The sequence below is a fragment of the Cellvibrio sp. ATLC23 genome, assembly GCF_057196725.1.
Map to the genome: position 1 here is coordinate 19,039 of NZ_JBXUOS010000003.1, position 16,731 is coordinate 35,769.

The following is a 16,731-nucleotide window of genomic DNA, read 5'->3' on the forward strand; positions in this document are numbered from 1 at the left end:
TCAAACCATTAAAAAAAACAAAACTTAGTATAACCACCCACTACAGCGGCACGGACTGGATGTTATTTGCAAAGAGCTAGAGACTTTTCCATAAAGGAGAGCTGGTTGAAATTTTTTGCACACTTATGTTGCGTTATTAGTGGTTTACTATTAGCGCTCCTTAGCCATGCCGGTAATACTATTACCGCCGCAGTGGACGAGGACATTATTGCGGACTACCAATTATTTGTCGGCGAGCGCGACCCACTATCCATTAATTATTATGGCGGCTTGGGTGCGCGCCGCGATGTGATTGAAATTGTGCTGCTGCAACAAGCGTTACACCTGGGGGGATTTGAAGGGAAAGTGGTGCTGCGCCCGGAAAATAGTTATTTGCGGGTTTTAAAATTAATTCAAGATGGCCATGTACCACTTTCCGGCGCACTGATGTGGCGCGATGATATAAAGCCCTATACCAACGCGTTATTCAAAACCCAAGCGCTGGTGCATGAAGGTGAATTTATTGCCGGACTTTATACTCGCGCAAGCAACACTCGCGCCCTTGCTGCGACAACACCGGAACAAATTCAGCACCTAAGCGCCGCGTCTAACGATCACTGGCAAGCTGATATCGCGACACTAAAATCACTGGGAATTAAAAAAATTTATTACGCAACTTATTGGGTACAAATAGTGCGCATGGTAGTTGCTGGCCGCGCCGACATAACGTTGGCACCGTTTCAAAGTAATCCCGACATGAAAGTGCAAGTCGATAATCTGGAACTAATTCCGATCCCTGGTGTAAAAGTTACCCTGCCCGGCAGCCGCCATTGGCCCGTCAGTAAAAAACACCCGCGCGGACAGGAAATATTTGCTGCATTGGAAAAAGGTATAGCGCTGCTGGAGCAACAAAATATTATTCAGCGCGCCTACGAAGAGTGTGGTTTTTTTCATCCACAGGTAAAAACCTGGACTTTATTAAATGCTTCCGAGAATTCCCCGCAACTAAAACCTCAGTCTACGTCCTCCTCCAGCAATTCATTACACATTAATCCTTAACAAGATCGTACCGGCTAGTTATTCTTATCACATTCATTTTTCCGATAAGAATGCTTATGCCCGCCAGTATCGAAGCCTTAATCAATGGACTTTATCGCAGCGAATCGCGCCGTGTACTGGCGACCTTGATTCGCCTGTTAAAAGATTTTGATCTCGCCGAAGAAGCCATGCACGATGCCTTTGCCGCTGCTCTGCAACAGTGGCCGCAAGACGGCGTGCCGCATAATCCACGCGCATGGTTAGTCTCTACTGGCCGCTTTAAAGCGATTGATCAGATTCGGCGCCGCGCCAAATTTCATGTTTCATTGGAAGATATTGCGGAGCAACTGGAAGAAGAAATTCAAGAACAGGAGGATGATTCTGCAAGCCATCTTGAAGACGACCAGTTGCGTTTAATCTTCACCTGCTGCCACCCGAGCCTTGCGCCGGAAGCGCAAATGGCACTCACCTTGCGTGAGATTTGCGGGCTAACAACCGAAGCAATTGCGCGCGCCTTTTTAACCTCACCCAGCACACTTGCGCAGCGCATAGTGCGCGCCAAAAATAAAATTCGCACCGCAAATATTCCCTATGAAATTCCCCCACGCGCCGAATTGCCTGAGCGCTTAGACGCTGTATTACACGTAATTTATTTGGTCTTCAACGAGGGCTATTCCGCATCATCCGGCGCGGTATTGATCCGTCAGGAATTAACTCAGGAGGCAATTCGTTTGGGGCGCCTGCTGGCCGATTTATTGCCCGAACCGGAAGTGCTTGGTCTGCTCGCATTAATGTTAATTCAAGATTCACGGCGCCATGCGCGCAGCGATAACAACGGCGATTTAATTCGCCTGGAAGACCAAGACCGACACCAATGGGATCGCGCACAAATTGCAGAAGGCAGCGCCTTAATTCAACGTGCGCTGAGCGCTGGGCACGTGGATATTTACTGTCTGCAAGCAGCAATTGCCGCACTGCATGCCACCGCGCCCAGCTTTGCCGAAACCGATTGGGCAGAAATTTGCGGCTTCTACGAATTATTATTGTTGCGCAACCCCTCCCCTATTATTCAACTCAACCGCGCAGTGGCCATCGCCATGCGCGATGGCCCAGCCGCTGGTTTAACTCTGCTCGACCAATTAGTTGCACAGCAACAACTGATCGATTATTACTTGCTCCATGCCGCGCGCGCAGATTTGTTAGCGCAATTAGGGGAACTTGAGCGCGCTACCGCTGCCTACACTAAGGCACTGGAGTTAACCGAGCAGGAACCGGAGCGTCGGTTTTTGCAGAAACAAATGAGCCGCTTGCACCGCTAGTGTAATTGCGCCTTTTAAGTAAACCTGGCCGGTACTTTTAAGTTTCACCTAAGTATAGATCGATATCATCCACAGCAGTGCCTGTTACAGACGTCGCACCTTATTGCTATGGGTAATCACTTGTGTATAACACCTCTACGCTATTGCTTGAAATAGCCCCCTACGCCACATGTTGCATTCTATTGCTGATCACTGTTGCTACCGTGTATTTGCGCAGCACCATACTCCGCTACACTGAAAAAAACCTGCCACACAACTTTATGGAGTTTAAACTCCATGAAGAATACCAAGAAGACACCACAAGCCTCGCACTCTATCGTTACATTACGTCTAACGCCTTTGCTCAGAGCAACGATCCACGTTTTATCGCGCTATGTAGACGCTATATCCGCTGGGGGCAATTATTTATTGTGTTTTTTGTCCTCGCTATTATCGATATAAATGTTATCGCTCGTTTGTTATCGCTAAGCTAAAGTACTTACCTATAGCAACTAATTAGCGTTTTATCTCGGAGTTAATTCATGCGGGTGTTATTGATCGAAGATGATCAAATGATTGGCGAATCCGTTGCTGAAAGCCTGAAAGATTCAGGTTACGCGGTTGACTGGGTAAAAGATGGCGATGCCGGAATACATGCAATTGCCAGCCAACAATACGATCTCTTGTTATTGGATTTGGGACTGCCGCGCAAAGATGGCATTAGCGTATTGCGCAGTATCCGCCAGCAACACTATCCCCTGCCAGTCATTGTATTAACCGCACGCGATGCGCTGGAAGATCGCATTGCAGGATTGGATGCAGGCGCCGATGACTATCTGGTTAAACCCTTTGCCCTTGGCGAATTAAATGCACGTATGCGCGCCGTTTTGCGCCGCCAAGCCAATAGCGCTGGCCCACTGTTGGGCAATGGCATTATCTCATTAGACCCTGTCACACGTGAGGCATGCCTCACCGATGCAACTCCACTGCGTTTATCTGCCCGTGAATTTGCCCTGCTGCAAGCATTGCTGGTGCGCCCCGGTGCGATTTTATCGCGCGCCGAGTTGGAAGAAAAAATATATGCTTGGGGCGATGAAGTAGAAAGTAATGCAATCGAATTTTTTATTCATGCATTACGCAAAAAATTTGGCAGTGACATCATAAAAAATGTGCGGGGGTTAGGGTGGATGGTCGCAAAAGCAAACTAAGCGATTCGCTGCAATTTCGCTTATCAGTTGGTATGGCCAGCGCCATTTTAGCCATGGCGTTAGTGGCGGGATTATTTTCCTACTGGTGGGCATTTGAAGAGGCGATTGAACTGCAAGACGAACAACTGATTCGGCTGTCGGCATTAGTTAATCATCAGCGCATTGTGCAGCCAGCGGCGAATACACCCATTGAAGTTTCAAGCGCTGACCCTGAATCCCATTTTGTGGTGCAGTGGTTAGACAGTACGCCAGAACAAGGCGTCATTGAATTACCCGGCCTTCCAGCAGACTTACCCGAAGGATTACAAACACGATTAGTAGAAAATACCAGTTGGCGCTTGCTGGTAAAAACATTTCAGAATGGTGCCCGTATTGTGGTGGGGCAGCAAACGGAAGTGCGCGATGAGCTCGCGCGCAACAGCGCACTCAACACCCTGATCCCGCTGTTTATATTAATCCCACTCTTATTGCTCTGGGTTGGCTATTTAATTCGGCAGGTATTTGCACCATTAAAAAAAATGGCACTGCAACTCGATCAGAGCACAGACAACAATTTAACCTCACTGCCCGAAACCGATCTCGCGACAGAAATTTCACCCTTTGTCGGTGCGATTAATCATCTATTAACACGCGTGCGCGATTCCATCGCCCAGCAGCGACAATTTGTTCGCGATGCCGCCCACGAACTCCGCTCACCGCTCACTGCTATTTCACTGCAAGCCGAGCGCTTGGTTGAGCTCAGTTCAGGCCAAGACAATATTCACCAGCGATTAATTAATTTGCATCGCGCCACCGAGCGAACCCGCATTCTGATCGAACAGCTCTTAACTATGGCGCGGGCGCAAGATAAACACATCAGCGTCAACAGCCAGCTATCGGTAAAAGCATTACTGCGCGAACTACTGGAAGATTTATTGCCCTTGGCAGCGGTGAAAAAAATTGACATTGCCGTGATTGGCAATGACGTTCAGGTATATAGCCAGGCGATTGATTTGCAAATTCTGCTTAAAAATTTGATTGAAAATGCCATTCACTACACGCCAGCGCAGGGGCATATTGAAATTGTATTAAGCGAGAACAATCATTGCGCCGAAGTACTGGTGCGCGACTCAGGGCCAGGTATTGCAATTGCCGATCAAACACGGGTTTTTGATCCTTTTTATCGCGTGTTAGGTAATGACCAACCCGGCTCCGGTCTTGGCCTTTCTATTGTGCGCACCATTGCCAACCGCTTAAATTTAAAGGTAAGGCTGTACAACAATGATGCCGCAGAACAAACCGGCCTGTGTGTGCAAGTCACCTTTCCCGCGCAGCTGTTAAAGCCTTAATAACCCACCGGGGTTACAAGGCTTTTTTACAACTGCGTACTATATCCAGATCCGCAGCGTACACCTGGGTTTGCACATTCAACAAGCCCAGCACAGTATGAAATAAATTGTCATGGGAGTAATCATTGCTGGTGAGATTGGCCAAACACTGCTGGTCAATATGATTGGCCATTTTATAACCCACCGATAACCACATAAAAAACGGAACCTGTTTTTGTTCTTTTGGCGCGATTGAATAGGGCATACCGTGCAGATACAAATGGTTTTCGCCCAGCGACTCGCCGTGATCCGATAGATAAATCAACGCCGTGTTGTAGTCTTCACTGTTGCGTTTTAACCACTCAATAGTTTGATTGAGAAAATAATCGGTATAGCGAATCGTATTATCAAACGCATTCACCACTTCTGCTTGACTGCAGTGCTGCAACTGATTGGTTTTACACACAGGTGTGAAATAGGTTTTGTGTTGCGGATAGCGGTTGTAGTAATCCGGCCCATGGCTTCCCTTTTGATGCAACACAATGACTTTACTGCCTTTAGTAGCGGCAATTTTTTCATGCAATTGCTGCAATAGAATCTCATCAAAACATTCGCGCTCATTACACAAGTCAGGCACTTGCAAGTGTTGCATGTCTTCATAGGCAACACGATCGCACGCGCCTTTACAACTGGAATTATTATCCCGCCACAACACCCACAGTCCCGCATGTTTTAGCACATCCAACAACCCTTCTTGCGTTTTGGCTTTTGCATCGGAATAGTCGCGGCGCACAAGTGCGGAGAACATACAGGGAACGGATACCGCAGTTTCAGTGCCGCAGGAGCTAACTCGTTTGAAGTTAATAATATTCTGCTGTGCAATCAGCGGCGTGGTATCGCGCTTATAACCATTGATAGCAAAATGGTCGGCGCGCGCCGTTTCGCCCACCACTAAAATAAACAAGGTAGGTTTTGCTTGTGCTTTTCCAAATGGACTCAGCGCTGCGTCCTGCCCAATCGGTTTCACCTCGATGGGATGATTACTAGTGGTTGCGTAAGATAACCCCGCATAAATTACATTGAGCGGATTGGCCATTTGGCGGATATTTTTATGGTTGCGAAAAAACGACGCATAGTCCATTGACATACTTATGATTAGTGCCAAGCAACCGATAAAAGTGAGCAGAATAAATTTAACTTTACGCCAAAGCTCCAACTTCACACTGCCAAACTTCACCTTTACTTTTAACAGCAATAACGATGGCAACACACCCAAAGCAAACCAATAGAGCAAGAGCCTGCCGCTCAATAGCCCCATGGATTCAGCCATATCGGTTTCCATCACATTCTGAATCATCATGCGATGTATCACTACGCCATAGGCATCCATAAAATAGGCAACACTGGCGGCAACAAAAAACAACAGCGACAACACCGGCTTAAACACATAGGGCAGCGCGATAAAAGACAACACCAGCGAGGTAAGTAAGCAGAGCACCAAACTCACATTGGCAACAAATAAAATACCTTTCACGCTGGCGACATTCACCAAACCGAAGATTGCCTCAAAAAATGTAGCGTTGTAAAACACTACAAACAAGAGAGCCGACAAAAGCGAAATAGTGTTTGCACTAAACTCTACTTCATTGTGTTCAACACGAGCAGCGGCAGAAACAGTTATAGACATACCAAGGCCTCCTCAATTTTAGTTTTCGCGGATGCCTTGAAAAAAATAAAGTAGAGCAAGAGTGAATAAAACCAACAGATTGCCAGCGCCCAGAGATCGTGTGAGAGAAAATGTGCGCCGCGCAATTGTTGCGCCAGACCAAAGATAAAACCCACCAACAATGGCAGGATCAAGCCAAAGCGGCGCAAAGGCGATTGATAATGCATACCAAAAAAATAAGCAGCAACCCAGGCGTATCCCGCACTCGCATGCCCGGCGGGAAAACAGCCTTCACCATTGCGCAACAACAACTGATCGATCACATTGCTATAAAGAAGATCGCCACCATAGCGCGAAAATTCCCAAGGGCATGACACTGCAAGTAGCGACTTCAAAGCGCTGATTAACAAACTTCCGCCCGCAGCCGCCAAAAATAAATAGAGCAAGGGTTTTTGATGGGGGCGCAAAAAACGAGTGAAGTGCGAGGCGATAACGAGAGACAACAAGATTAAAGCAAGCAATAGTGAGAGCGCGCGACCACCCTTATGAAAAAAGGTTTCAGCCAGCCAAGCATTTTTTACCGCCCAGCTATTGCCCTGTATGGCGTAAAAAAAATCTGCCAGGCGACGATCCAAATCCCCCACAACAATAACAATTGAAACAATAACCAATGCCGTTAAGGGATAAATAAAATGAGTGGTCAGCAGGTTGTTGCGAAGTTGGGGCATAAATAGAATCATCCTGAGTGAAAGCGATGATCCTAAAATAGAAAACTTAGCTCTCCCTTAAATTCCCCCAATCTATGCCGACAAATGCAATCTAAAATTACAACTGCACATCCTTACTGAATAGATCCTGTAATTCTTTACGGCTTTGTTTCACCAGTAGCGCCAATTCTTTTGGGTCTTTACTTATCGCAATGGCCGCGTGCAACAAACCCATATCGTGTTCGCGAAATATATCGATAGCATGTTGGGATTGCCCCTCGGTGTAGCCCACTTCGGTGAGCGCGCGTGCTGCCGCACTGAGACTGGATTCGTAAATCTCGCGAATAGGATTCTCCACTCCTAACTCCGCCAACTGATACGCGTGGGCGCGGTCGCGGGCACGCACAATGAGGGTAATGTGTGGAAAGTGCGCCTTCACTAATTTGGTAATGGCGAGTGAGGCATCGATATTCACCAAGGCGATCACTAATACTTTGGCATCGCGAATGCCCGCCGCTTCTAATAATTCAAGGCGAGTCGCATCGCCGTAATAACTTTGCACACCGTAATTTTTTAGAAACTCGATATGGTCAGGATTCTTATCCAAGGCGTTAAAAGGAATATTTCCCGCGGTAAGAATGCGACCGATAATTTGCCCGAAACGCCCAAATCCGGCAATGATCACTTCCGCTTTTTGTGCCTCCGGCTGTTCTAATTCCTGCAATGAAAAGGCAGTTTGTGCTGCCTCTTTACGCGCCCTTTTCTTCAGCGAGCCTTTATGTGCAATTAACTTATGCAGTATCACCAATGGGCTTGTTAGCGCCATCGAAATACCCACCACCAACACCACATAACTGGCAATATCATCGGGAATAAAGTGCGATTGCCCGGCAGTAGCCATCACCACAAACGCAAATTCACCACCCTGCGCCAACATAATCCCCACCAGCATGCCGTCTTTTATCGGGTGCTGGCGCAAGCGCAATATCAACGCAATTACGGCTATTTTTATCAGCATTAATACCAATGCCAGCGCGATAATTAATAACGGCTCGGCAAACAATAAACGCAAATTTAATGACATACCCACGGCGATAAAAAATAAACCGAGCAACAAGCCTTTGAAGGGTTCAATATCCGCCGCCAACTGATGGCGAAAGCTGGACTGCGCCAACAGCATGCCTGCCAGAAAAGCCCCCATACTCATGGAGTAACCCACCATCTGCATTAAGTAGGCAACACTCAACACTATTAATAACCCCGCCGCAGTAAGAATTTCACGGCTGCCATATTTGGCCACCACTTGTAATAGCGGATTGAAAATGCGCGCGCCAGCTAAGAGTAAAAATGCCACAGTGCATAGGCCCACCCACCAAGGTACCGGGTGCGCTGCATTCGCCGAGGGCGACCAAGTGGCCAGCAGTAATAAAATAGGAATGACCGCAAGATCTTGCAGTAATAGAATCGAAAAACCTTTGCGTCCAATACGCGAGCCCATCACCTTGTGCTCTTCCATTAATGGCACTGCAAACGCAGTAGATGAAAGTGCAAGCGCAAGGCCAATCATAAAACCCTGCTGCCAGGTCAATTCAACCAATAGCGCGAGTAGCCCCGCAATCGCCATGGCGGTTAATAACATTTGGGCGCCGCCGAGCAGCCCCACATCAAAACGCATTTTCCACAATTGCTGCGGGTTTAACTCCAAACCAATTACAAACAGCAATAACACCACACCCAACTCAGAAAACTGAAATGCCGCTTCCGGTTGATAAATCAGCCCCAGTTCGTAGGGGCCAATAATCGCCCCCGCCACCAGATACCCCAAAATCGCACCCAACCCCAAGCGCCGAAACAGCGGCACGGCGATGGTCGCCGCCAGTAAATAATAAATCGCGTGCAGTAGTGTTTCGTGATGTTCCATTAGATTGTCTCTCGCGTTGAAGTATCTTCTTACTGTCAACAATACCCTTACACATTGCACCCTGCCAGTACTTAGCGCGTTGAACACCAAGTAAAAATTCTGGCGATTCCGCCAGAATTTTTACTTCAATGAAATCAATAACGACCCACACTAACCTCGTAGCTGCCGAGATTGTCGCTACTCTCCGCCAGCGCAGTTTTATCGTTAACAGCAAAAAATAACTCGCCCGCGCGGTCTGCTGTTAATAGATAACTTTCACCGGCAACCATCCAACGTCCGTGAGGCCCAATTTTTACCAATAACGCACCTAAATATGCACCAGGAAATAAACATAGCTGCCCGCAGGACTCAGTACCTCTGGGCGAAGAAAGCGGATAACCCGCATTGGCAGGCCATACATTAACGCGCCCTGCAGCTTTGATTATGACGCGCTGACCAGCAACCACTGAAATATTGGATGCAGTACTGAAGCTTGTCCCTCTTACAACAAAACGTTTCGGCTCATAAAAACCTATAACATCATGAAATTTACGGGAGCTTTTAGTTACACGATAGTAGGCTGTCGCAGTGTGAGCATCATCATTAAATTGTTGAACGGTAATTGTTAACTCATTAACCCCTTCAACAAATGGAGAATAATCCAAGCTCTTGCACAACAATACTCGCTCATTCACTGCAGTCACCCAGTGCTCCTGTATACACTCGTGAAACCAAGCGCTCACATCAGCACTTTGATTGATGACTGCCTTTATTTTCAAAGCAGATGGCCCCCGCTGTGGCGCTAGCGCGGGAGACGGGTAAGGTGATGGATAGACTGGCTCAAAATCCGGGCGGGTTAGCGGTAGCTGAACATTCTGTGGAAGATAGACTGCAATATCAAACTTCTGCGCCTCCAATACATCTGCGACCATAGGCTCTATCCTCAAACCGATATATTCCTCTGGGCTTTGCTGTGCCAACAAATGGCTGCTGAAGGTTAAACCTGCAACAACGTTAAGCAAAGAAAATATTCTCTTAAAAGTCATACTTATATCCTATTAGTTATCCAGTCAATTATTGAGCAATTCGATAATCCAAACATTCTCTCCTTGCCCCGCTACTCTCTTATGAATTAGCGCCATTCTTAGGGCGGCATTAACATAGAGAACTTCATTTTAGCGGTGAATTCTTTTGGCGCATAACGTATTTAAGCTCTGCACTCGGCTCACTCATCGATGAGAGGGATAGACCTCAATAAATATTTACGATTTTCTTTTCGAGGCTGTCGATTTTCCGCGCCCCCACTCGACTAGACAGTGAAAGCAACCTATCCATTAATATACATCCCCATAAATAAGGAGACTGTTATGACTCATTACATCGATGGTTTTTTATTACCTATCACTCCAGAAAAATTGCCGGAATATCAGAAAATGGCTGATTTATCCGGTTCAGTTTGGAAAGAATACGGTGCTATCGCCTATTGGGAATGTGTGGGCGATGATTTGGACATTCAGGATATGACCTCTTTTCGCACTATGGCAGGCTGTAGAGACAATGAAACCGTGGTGCTCGCCTGGATTGTTTATCCTTCGCGAGAAGAGCGCGACCGCATTAATGCTCTGGTGATGGCTGACCCGCGCCTGGCCGATATGTGCAGCAAAGACAATCCACCATTCGATTTCAAACGCATGGCTTATGGCGGTTTTAAAGAACTTGTGCGCCACGAATAATCATTCAAACTTCATATTGTAAAACGACTGAGATTAAGGAATCCGATTATGTCCACCCAAGTATTTATCAACTTCCCGGTAAAAGATTTGGAAAAATCCAAAGCGTTTTTTGCACAGCTGGGTTATACGTTCAATCCACAATTTACCGATGAAAATGCCGCTTGCATGGTGATTAGCGACACGATTTATTCCATGCTATTAACGGAACCTTTTTTCCAAGGTTTCACATCCAAAACTATTGCCGATGCCCACACCAGCAAAGAAGTATTAATTTGCCTTTCGTGTGAGAGCCGTGCGCAAGTAGATGAGATGGTGAAAAAAGCAATCGCAGCAGGCGGCAAGGCGGCGCCTGCAGAACCTATCGATCACGGCTTTATGTACTATCACGGCTTTGAGGATCTTGATGGGCACAACTGGGAAATCATGTATATGGACCCCAGTCACGTTCAACAATAAATGACACAGGAATTTTTATGAAATATCTCTGTTTGGTTTTTTACGATGAAAACATTATTAACAGTATGACTTCCAGCGAATGGCAAGCGCTGAACCATGAATGTGTGGCCTGCGGTGAAGGATTGCGTGCGAGCGGAAAAATGATTGGCGGCAATGCACTGCACCCTTCAGTAACCGCGACCAGCTTACGTATTCGCGAGGGCAAGCCGCTGATTACCGATGGCCCGTTTGCCGAAACTAAAGAGCAATTGGCCGGTTACTACATGTTGGACGCACGGGATTTAAACGAAGCCATTCAACTCGCGAGCAAAATTCCACCCGCGCGTTTTGGCACAATTGAGATTCGACCCATCCGCGAATTGGACCCTGAAAAAGATGAACGATTCCAACAGCACTTTGCTTGAACCCGATGCCAGCGCCGTTTTGTCACCGCATTTTGTAACAGCAGGCCCGTTATTGATTGCCGGTTTACGCGAGCCACTCGATGCAAATGCCGCGCAAAAAATCCCGCAACTTTGGCAGGAACTAGTCGCCTGTTGGGATGACATTCCACAGCGTGTTGGCGCTGCAGATTATGGTTTGTGCATTCGGCTTAACGATCATGAGTACTATTATATGGCCGGCTGTTCCGTGTGGGATTTTACTGGGCTACCGGAAAAATTCAGTCCATTTATTATTCCCTCGCAAACCTACGCGGTATTTAACCATGTAGGTTCGGTACAGTTTATTTGCAAGACTGTTGAGGCCATTTTTGACCAGTGGTTGCCACGATCAGCTTATCTACATCAGGCACCGAGAGAAAATGCGCTGCATTTTTTTGAGCGCTATGGCGAACAATTTGACCCAATCACTGGCGAGGGAGATATTGAAATATGGCTACCCGTTATTCCTAATCGACTAATTTAATTAAAAAAACGGAGAGCCTAAACTCTCCGTTTTTACTACCGAGCTAACCGTATTATTGCAACCGGGTTTTAGACTTGTCAGTTTCCGGGCTTGAATTAAGCGACACAATACGTGTTTTGCTGATTTTATGGCGATAAATTTCACGCAAGTATTTGATCGCTTTTTTCACGCTGTCGCGCGACAGGCGAATATCGTTGATCGAGCAAAACTTGTCGGCATCATTGATTAACTCGCGGTACTTTTTCTCGTACATGGGTTTAATTGCATACCAGTTAGTATCGAGAATTTTTGCCGGGTTCTCATACTCATTGAGCATTTTATCCACCAGTTTTTCATCAAATTCATCTGCGCGAATAAAATCCAACATTGCCGCATCTAGCTGCTCATCAAAGCGGTAAGGGTCTTTGGCAAAACAGCGCTTGATAAAGGCGACAATCAAGGTAAGAAAGTCATCACTCAAACAGGGGCTTTTTACAATCAGCGTAGTCAGCGAGATATTAGCCGAGGCGCCGATCACCAGAGCGTAGCGCTTCAGCGTGGTATTGGGGAACAGCGCATTTAAGTGGGATTTGAGTTTATTCAAGTCCATGTAGCTGAGTTTATAATCTTTGGGCAGTGAAATAATCGACACTACCGACGAACAATTTTTAAAGAAATGCAGGTCTTTTAATTCGTTAGCGTCGTAACCTTTTTGCAAATACTTCGCCAGCGCTTCGCGATAGCGCGCCGACTCAATTGGCAGCAAACTAATGCCTTCAATCGCCTGGGTTATTTTATTGAAGTGCGGCAAATCAATTGAACGATAAAATAAATCATCGATATTCAGTTCGCCAATTTTTTTGGTATCTATACCACGCAGTTTATCCACTCCTTGCGGCAAACTGCTGGGAATAACTGATTCAGCATAGGCAACCGCCACTGGGCCAGCGAGGCTCATAAACAAGTCGTTGGCATCGAGGCGAATAGTTTCGCCTATATCGATACCGGCGCGGCGGAAATAATTTTCGTCGTAGTCCGTGGTAACCGCCTGTGCGGTGAGAATATTAAAAATCTGCTGGGAGATATACTGGTTGGCGTACTTCTCCATAGCGTTAACATCGATATGCTGAATTGCGCCTTCGTCGGTTTCCTCTGCGTAACGCATAATGTCGTTGGAGATCAGCATCATCGCATTCCAGGGGCGAATACGATGCATCACACTGGCTTCACTGCTGTCTTCATTGTCGAAGTTGTAAGAGAAATCCCACTCTTCTGACAAGTATTTACACAGTAAACGCCCGGCGTTGATATGCAGAGCTTCCGACATTTCTACACCGTGATCAGAAATATTCGGCAGAATACAAATACCGCTAGTGAAGATCGGCTCAAACACAAAGGAGTGGCCGTGATTTTCTGCGCTTTCAGGTTGTGCGCGGGAATCAAAGGTTTTGCTCATGTAGGCATATTGTTGCGCAAGGCCAAACTCGCTCGCCATGCCCGAACCAGTGCCACCACCGGCGCTGAAAATATAAAAATACAACCGCGACTGATTGGCTTTAATGCCACAGGAATCAATTAGATAAGAGTGCACGAATTTCCAATCGGGATTGGAAAAACGCTGGGTATCTTTATTCAAAATTATTTTGGCCAGATATTGGCCGAGAATCGGCGCGTTACCGGAACCACCGGCATGGACTTCAGACAAGTCCATAATTTTCATTTTGGTGTAATCTTGGAGAAAACCGGAGCGCTCGCCTTTGTGCGAGAAACGAATGCGCCCTTCGATGTCTTTATCCAAATCACCCAACATCACCAGCGGCTCAATCAAAAATACCGGTTTAACTTGATGGCTACCTTTTAAGTGCAGGCTGCGTTTAATCCAACGCATGGGCTTATCCTGCTCACGCACTTCTTTTTCTTCGCTGTTAAATTCATTGAGATAAAAATTGCGCGCGTTGTACACCAGCGAAGCTACATCCAAAGCGATATTAGAACCACAGCGCCCCAAACCAATCAGGCATACCGACGGAAACTGCGGCTGCTTGTAATTCTCGGAGTCCTGCTGATTGGCCGTATTGGGGTACACACTGGTGCGCAGGGTATCCAGGTTGTACAAAATTTTGTTGAGGTCACGTTCGGTAAAATACATGTAACCATTGTTCGGCGCCGGTGTGAGCAGGTTAATGACTTGCTCATCCGGCGGCGAATCCAAAGTGATCAGATCATCTTGGTCCGTAGGTTCTGTGGTGCGAGTGGTTTTTCTGGTGGCCATGGGGTGTAGATCCTTGGTGAGCTGCACTGGGCGTTTTTTTAAAACCAATTCCTGCAAACCAAACCTAAAAAAAAACAATTTGGCTTATGGTCTAAATTCCTATTAACGCTAGTCGCGACTTGGCATAAATACAAATTTGCATGCCGTAATCACACAATAAGTCACCAAAATCTACTTTTTTACCCCTTTGTTGGCTTAGCGCCGCTCATTTAGGGCGGCCAGCACTTTGGCATCCCGCGCATAAATATCCGGTTTGAATGCAATGCGAGTTTCATCCAAAGCATCCACTGTCCAGTAGGCGAGCAATATCGGCACACGCTTGGCCAGCGTGACGTTACGGGTTTTGCCTGTCGCCAGCGCTTTATTGATCGCCGCAGAATCCCATGCGGGCGTTTCGGCTAACAACAGCTCAACCAATTCCAATACGCGCTCCACCCGGATGCAACCAGAGCTAAACGCCCGCTGGCTCTTATTAAATAATTTTTGGTGCGGTGTATCGTGCAAGTAAACCGCATGGCTGTTGGGGAAGCGAATCACCACCTTACCCAGCGCCGCATCGTCGCCCGCATCCTGCCGTAAGGTGATATTGCCGGGCCTCTGCCAATCGACAGTCGCCGGATCTACTTCTTTGCCGCTGCTATCCAGAACGCGGATATTGCGCTCGCGCAAGTAATTCAGGTTTTGTCGCACCTTGGGCAATACATCCTTGCGCAGTATGGTGGGCGGCACAGTCCAGGTGGGGTTGAGGGTGATGTAATTGACCTCCGATTTAAAAATCGGCGTAGTGCGATAAGCCATGCCCACCTGCACCCGCGAGCGCCAAATCGGCTGGCTCGCTTTAAAATAAGTGACTTTAAACCCGGCCACATCGACCAATAACATCTCTGGCGGTATGTTGTGCAACAGCCAGCGCGCGCGGTCAAGGTTGACGCGGATCTGATCGATACGCGCTTGCACCGAGATATTTAACGCGGCGCGGGTCGCCGGGCCGATTGCGCCATCCACCTCCAGATATTGTTCAGTTTGAAACTTCTTAACCGCTTCCACTAAATATTCATCGAAAACTTCATCGGGATTAACCGGTGCCGCGCTGGAAGATTGCACGGATGACACCGCAGCAAACGCAGTAGGTTCAAGGCTTGCAGCGATCGAACTGGATTCGCTAGCAGCCGTCAGTGATGACTCATCACCTATTGCGCTGGCAGCCGCACTGGAGCTGGATGCAGCTAACAACGCCGCTTGGGCTTTTGCCTTGGCCTCGGCATTCGCGATCAAACACTTTTCCGCTGGTGTTGGCGCAGTGTCATCAACCGGCAAGCCCGGATCGACATACTCACCGGTGACGCGCAAGCGCTGGCGCAGGATAGCGACCGATGGATCCACCATGCAGGGTTTGAGCGTCTCCCCCACCGGCAGCGACGGCCAACCACCCTGTTCAGCCAATTGACGATACTGCTGCAAACCCGCTTTAAAGCTGCGATAGGTAGGGTGCTGTGGCCGGGTTTGTTCAAATAAGCGGGCAATTTGGCCGGTCTCTATGCTCTCAATCAACCGCGTAACATCCGCAATAGGTGCCATATCCTGCAGCTCAAAATCCCACTGCGGCGCAAGGCCGGCGGAATCTACCTTGCCGTGATACAAATGGTAGAGCGCCCGCAGATAGGCATTGGTTGCACGCAATTCATCGGCAACCCGCATAGGAACGGCTTCCGGGGAATCATCGCCCAGCAGCGGCAAGGCGTGGCGCAATTGCTGGAGCTGATAATCCGCCGGTGTAAGTCCATCGGACTCCAGCTCTTGCAGTGCGCCAATCAACTGTTCCAGGCGACCGGCCTGATCCCATATTGGGCGATACTGGCGCTGCTCGTAAAAATCGACCACCGCCTGAGTCAAATTATAGGAGGCAGGTGTACGGCGCCCCTCCAGCACATCCAGCTGTAAAGCAACCATTTGCACTTCAATTTCGCGGGCAATCAAGCTTGCCGCACTAAGCGCCTGCCCCATGCTGGCAGTGGACGGATTGCCCCCCTCGGCCACGGCAAAGGCAGTACCAACGCCGAGTAACACCAGTAACAATCCTTTCGCCAAGGCAAGACGAAAACACCTAACAGATCCCATTAAACGCGATAACAACATAAACGAGCGCTCCTGCGCGCTTAAAACAACGTGAATTTATTCCCTAAAAAGCGACCCCAACAGCAAGGTGGCGATTAATTTTTGAACTTTTGTTATTTGCCGCATTCCCATATGGATGCTAGCATTTCAACACTATTGAATTAACT

General features: G+C 47.7%; 15 protein-coding genes. 9 read left to right on the forward strand and 6 right to left on the reverse strand.

Translation table 11 applies throughout. The annotated features are described in order from the left end of the window. The first annotated feature begins 105 nt into the window (after window positions 1-105). The 5 genes from AC2CG4_RS05715 (at window position 106) to AC2CG4_RS05735 (ending at window position 4,851) form a co-directional block, all read left to right on the forward strand. On the forward strand, window positions 106-1,038 hold the full coding sequence (locus AC2CG4_RS05715) for a hypothetical protein (protein ID WP_484485328.1): 933 nt from the start codon (window positions 106-108) through the stop codon (window positions 1,036-1,038). A 56-nt stretch (window positions 1,039-1,094) separates the two neighbouring features. Continuing rightward, window positions 1,095-2,336 (forward strand): RNA polymerase sigma factor, encoded by a 1,242-nt coding sequence (locus AC2CG4_RS05720; protein ID WP_484485329.1) that lies wholly within the window; start codon window positions 1,095-1,097, stop codon window positions 2,334-2,336. 122 nt (window positions 2,337-2,458) lie between these two features. Continuing rightward, window positions 2,459-2,809 (forward strand): hypothetical protein, encoded by a 351-nt coding sequence (locus AC2CG4_RS05725; RefSeq protein ID WP_484485330.1) that lies wholly within the window; start codon window positions 2,459-2,461, stop codon window positions 2,807-2,809. Between the two features lie 48 nt (window positions 2,810-2,857). Next, complete coding sequence (locus tag AC2CG4_RS05730) at window positions 2,858-3,523, forward strand: response regulator (protein WP_484485331.1); 666 nt, start codon at window positions 2,858-2,860, stop codon at window positions 3,521-3,523. Then, window positions 3,499-4,851: an ATP-binding protein gene (locus AC2CG4_RS05735; protein ID WP_484485332.1), complete on the forward strand. Its 1,353-nt coding sequence runs from the start codon at window positions 3,499-3,501 to the stop codon at window positions 4,849-4,851. The genes AC2CG4_RS05730 and AC2CG4_RS05735 overlap by 25 nt, the downstream gene beginning before the upstream one ends. 13 nt (window positions 4,852-4,864) lie before the next feature. Here AC2CG4_RS05735 and AC2CG4_RS05740 read toward each other — a convergent pair whose 3' ends face one another. From AC2CG4_RS05740 to AC2CG4_RS05755, 4 genes are all read right to left on the reverse strand, one after another. After that, complete coding sequence (locus AC2CG4_RS05740) at window positions 4,865-6,517, reverse strand: phosphoethanolamine transferase (RefSeq protein WP_484485333.1); 1,653 nt, start codon at window positions 6,515-6,517, stop codon at window positions 4,865-4,867. Beyond that, window positions 6,508-7,224 carry a phosphatase PAP2 family protein gene (locus tag AC2CG4_RS05745; protein WP_484485334.1) on the reverse strand — a complete coding sequence of 239 codons (717 nt, stop codon included), beginning with the start codon at window positions 7,222-7,224 and terminating at the stop codon, window positions 6,508-6,510. The genes AC2CG4_RS05740 and AC2CG4_RS05745 overlap by 10 nt, the downstream gene beginning before the upstream one ends. A gap of 97 nt (window positions 7,225-7,321) precedes the next feature. Then, window positions 7,322-9,124, reverse strand: coding sequence for a monovalent cation:proton antiporter-2 (CPA2) family protein (locus tag AC2CG4_RS05750; RefSeq protein WP_484485335.1), 1,803 nt, complete (start codon window positions 9,122-9,124; stop codon window positions 7,322-7,324). 134 nt (window positions 9,125-9,258) lie between these two features. Continuing rightward, a complete protein-coding gene (locus tag AC2CG4_RS05755) occupies window positions 9,259-10,149 on the reverse strand; it encodes a hypothetical protein (protein ID WP_484485336.1) in 891 nt (296 codons plus the stop codon). 321 nt (window positions 10,150-10,470) lie between these two features. On the opposite strand from AC2CG4_RS05755, the gene AC2CG4_RS05760 reads away from it, so the two are divergent. Genes AC2CG4_RS05760 through AC2CG4_RS05775 form a run of 4 tightly spaced genes read left to right on the forward strand, consistent with a single transcriptional unit; the run spans window position 10,471 to window position 12,198 of the window. Beyond that, on the forward strand, window positions 10,471-10,836 hold the full coding sequence (locus AC2CG4_RS05760) for a DUF1428 domain-containing protein (RefSeq protein ID WP_484485337.1): 366 nt from the start codon (window positions 10,471-10,473) through the stop codon (window positions 10,834-10,836). A gap of 48 nt (window positions 10,837-10,884) precedes the next feature. Next, the gene (locus AC2CG4_RS05765; RefSeq protein WP_484485338.1) at window positions 10,885-11,292 is read left to right on the forward strand and encodes a VOC family protein; all 408 of its coding nucleotides are present in this window, start codon (window positions 10,885-10,887) and stop codon (window positions 11,290-11,292) included. Window positions 11,293-11,309: 17 nt separating this feature from the next. Beyond that, window positions 11,310-11,696 (forward strand): YciI family protein, encoded by a 387-nt coding sequence (locus AC2CG4_RS05770; protein WP_484485339.1) that lies wholly within the window; start codon window positions 11,310-11,312, stop codon window positions 11,694-11,696. Beyond that, on the forward strand, window positions 11,668-12,198 hold the full coding sequence (locus AC2CG4_RS05775; RefSeq protein WP_484485340.1) for a GyrI-like domain-containing protein: 531 nt from the start codon (window positions 11,668-11,670) through the stop codon (window positions 12,196-12,198). The genes AC2CG4_RS05770 and AC2CG4_RS05775 overlap by 29 nt, the downstream gene beginning before the upstream one ends. Window positions 12,199-12,250: 52 nt before the next feature. Here the strand turns inward: AC2CG4_RS05775 and AC2CG4_RS05780 are convergent, their stop codons facing one another. Next, window positions 12,251-14,449, reverse strand: a complete 2,199-nt coding sequence (locus AC2CG4_RS05780; protein ID WP_484485341.1) for a hypothetical protein — start codon at window positions 14,447-14,449, stop codon at window positions 12,251-12,253. Between the two features lie 195 nt (window positions 14,450-14,644). Beyond that, a complete protein-coding gene (locus AC2CG4_RS05785; RefSeq protein ID WP_484485342.1) occupies window positions 14,645-16,585 on the reverse strand; it encodes a L,D-transpeptidase family protein in 1,941 nt (646 codons plus the stop codon). Window positions 16,586-16,731: the final 146 nt, after the last annotated feature.

Bases quoted from the DNA above. Each gene is read 5' to 3' on its own strand.
- AC2CG4_RS05740 (WP_484485333.1), bottom strand. From the start codon at position 6,517: ATGTCTATAACTGTTTCTGCCGCTGCTCGTGTTGAACACAATGAAGTA.
- AC2CG4_RS05785 (WP_484485342.1), bottom strand. From the start codon at position 16,585: ATGTTGTTATCGCGTTTAATGGGATCTGTTAGGTGTTTTCGTCTTGCC.
- AC2CG4_RS05780 (WP_484485341.1), bottom strand. From the start codon at position 14,449: ATGGCCACCAGAAAAACCACTCGCACCACAGAACCTACGGACCAAGAT.
- AC2CG4_RS05730 (WP_484485331.1), top strand. From the start codon at position 2,858: ATGCGGGTGTTATTGATCGAAGATGATCAAATGATTGGCGAATCCGTT.
- AC2CG4_RS05755 (WP_484485336.1), bottom strand. From the start codon at position 10,149: ATGACTTTTAAGAGAATATTTTCTTTGCTTAACGTTGTTGCAGGTTTA.
- AC2CG4_RS05775 (WP_484485340.1), top strand. From the start codon at position 11,668: ATGAACGATTCCAACAGCACTTTGCTTGAACCCGATGCCAGCGCCGTT.
- AC2CG4_RS05750 (WP_484485335.1), bottom strand. From the start codon at position 9,124: ATGGAACATCACGAAACACTACTGCACGCGATTTATTATTTACTGGCG.
- AC2CG4_RS05745 (WP_484485334.1), bottom strand. From the start codon at position 7,224: ATGCCCCAACTTCGCAACAACCTGCTGACCACTCATTTTATTTATCCC.
- AC2CG4_RS05720 (WP_484485329.1), top strand. From the start codon at position 1,095: ATGCCCGCCAGTATCGAAGCCTTAATCAATGGACTTTATCGCAGCGAA.
- AC2CG4_RS05770 (WP_484485339.1), top strand. From the start codon at position 11,310: ATGAAATATCTCTGTTTGGTTTTTTACGATGAAAACATTATTAACAGT.
- AC2CG4_RS05760 (WP_484485337.1), top strand. From the start codon at position 10,471: ATGACTCATTACATCGATGGTTTTTTATTACCTATCACTCCAGAAAAA.
- AC2CG4_RS05765 (WP_484485338.1), top strand. From the start codon at position 10,885: ATGTCCACCCAAGTATTTATCAACTTCCCGGTAAAAGATTTGGAAAAA.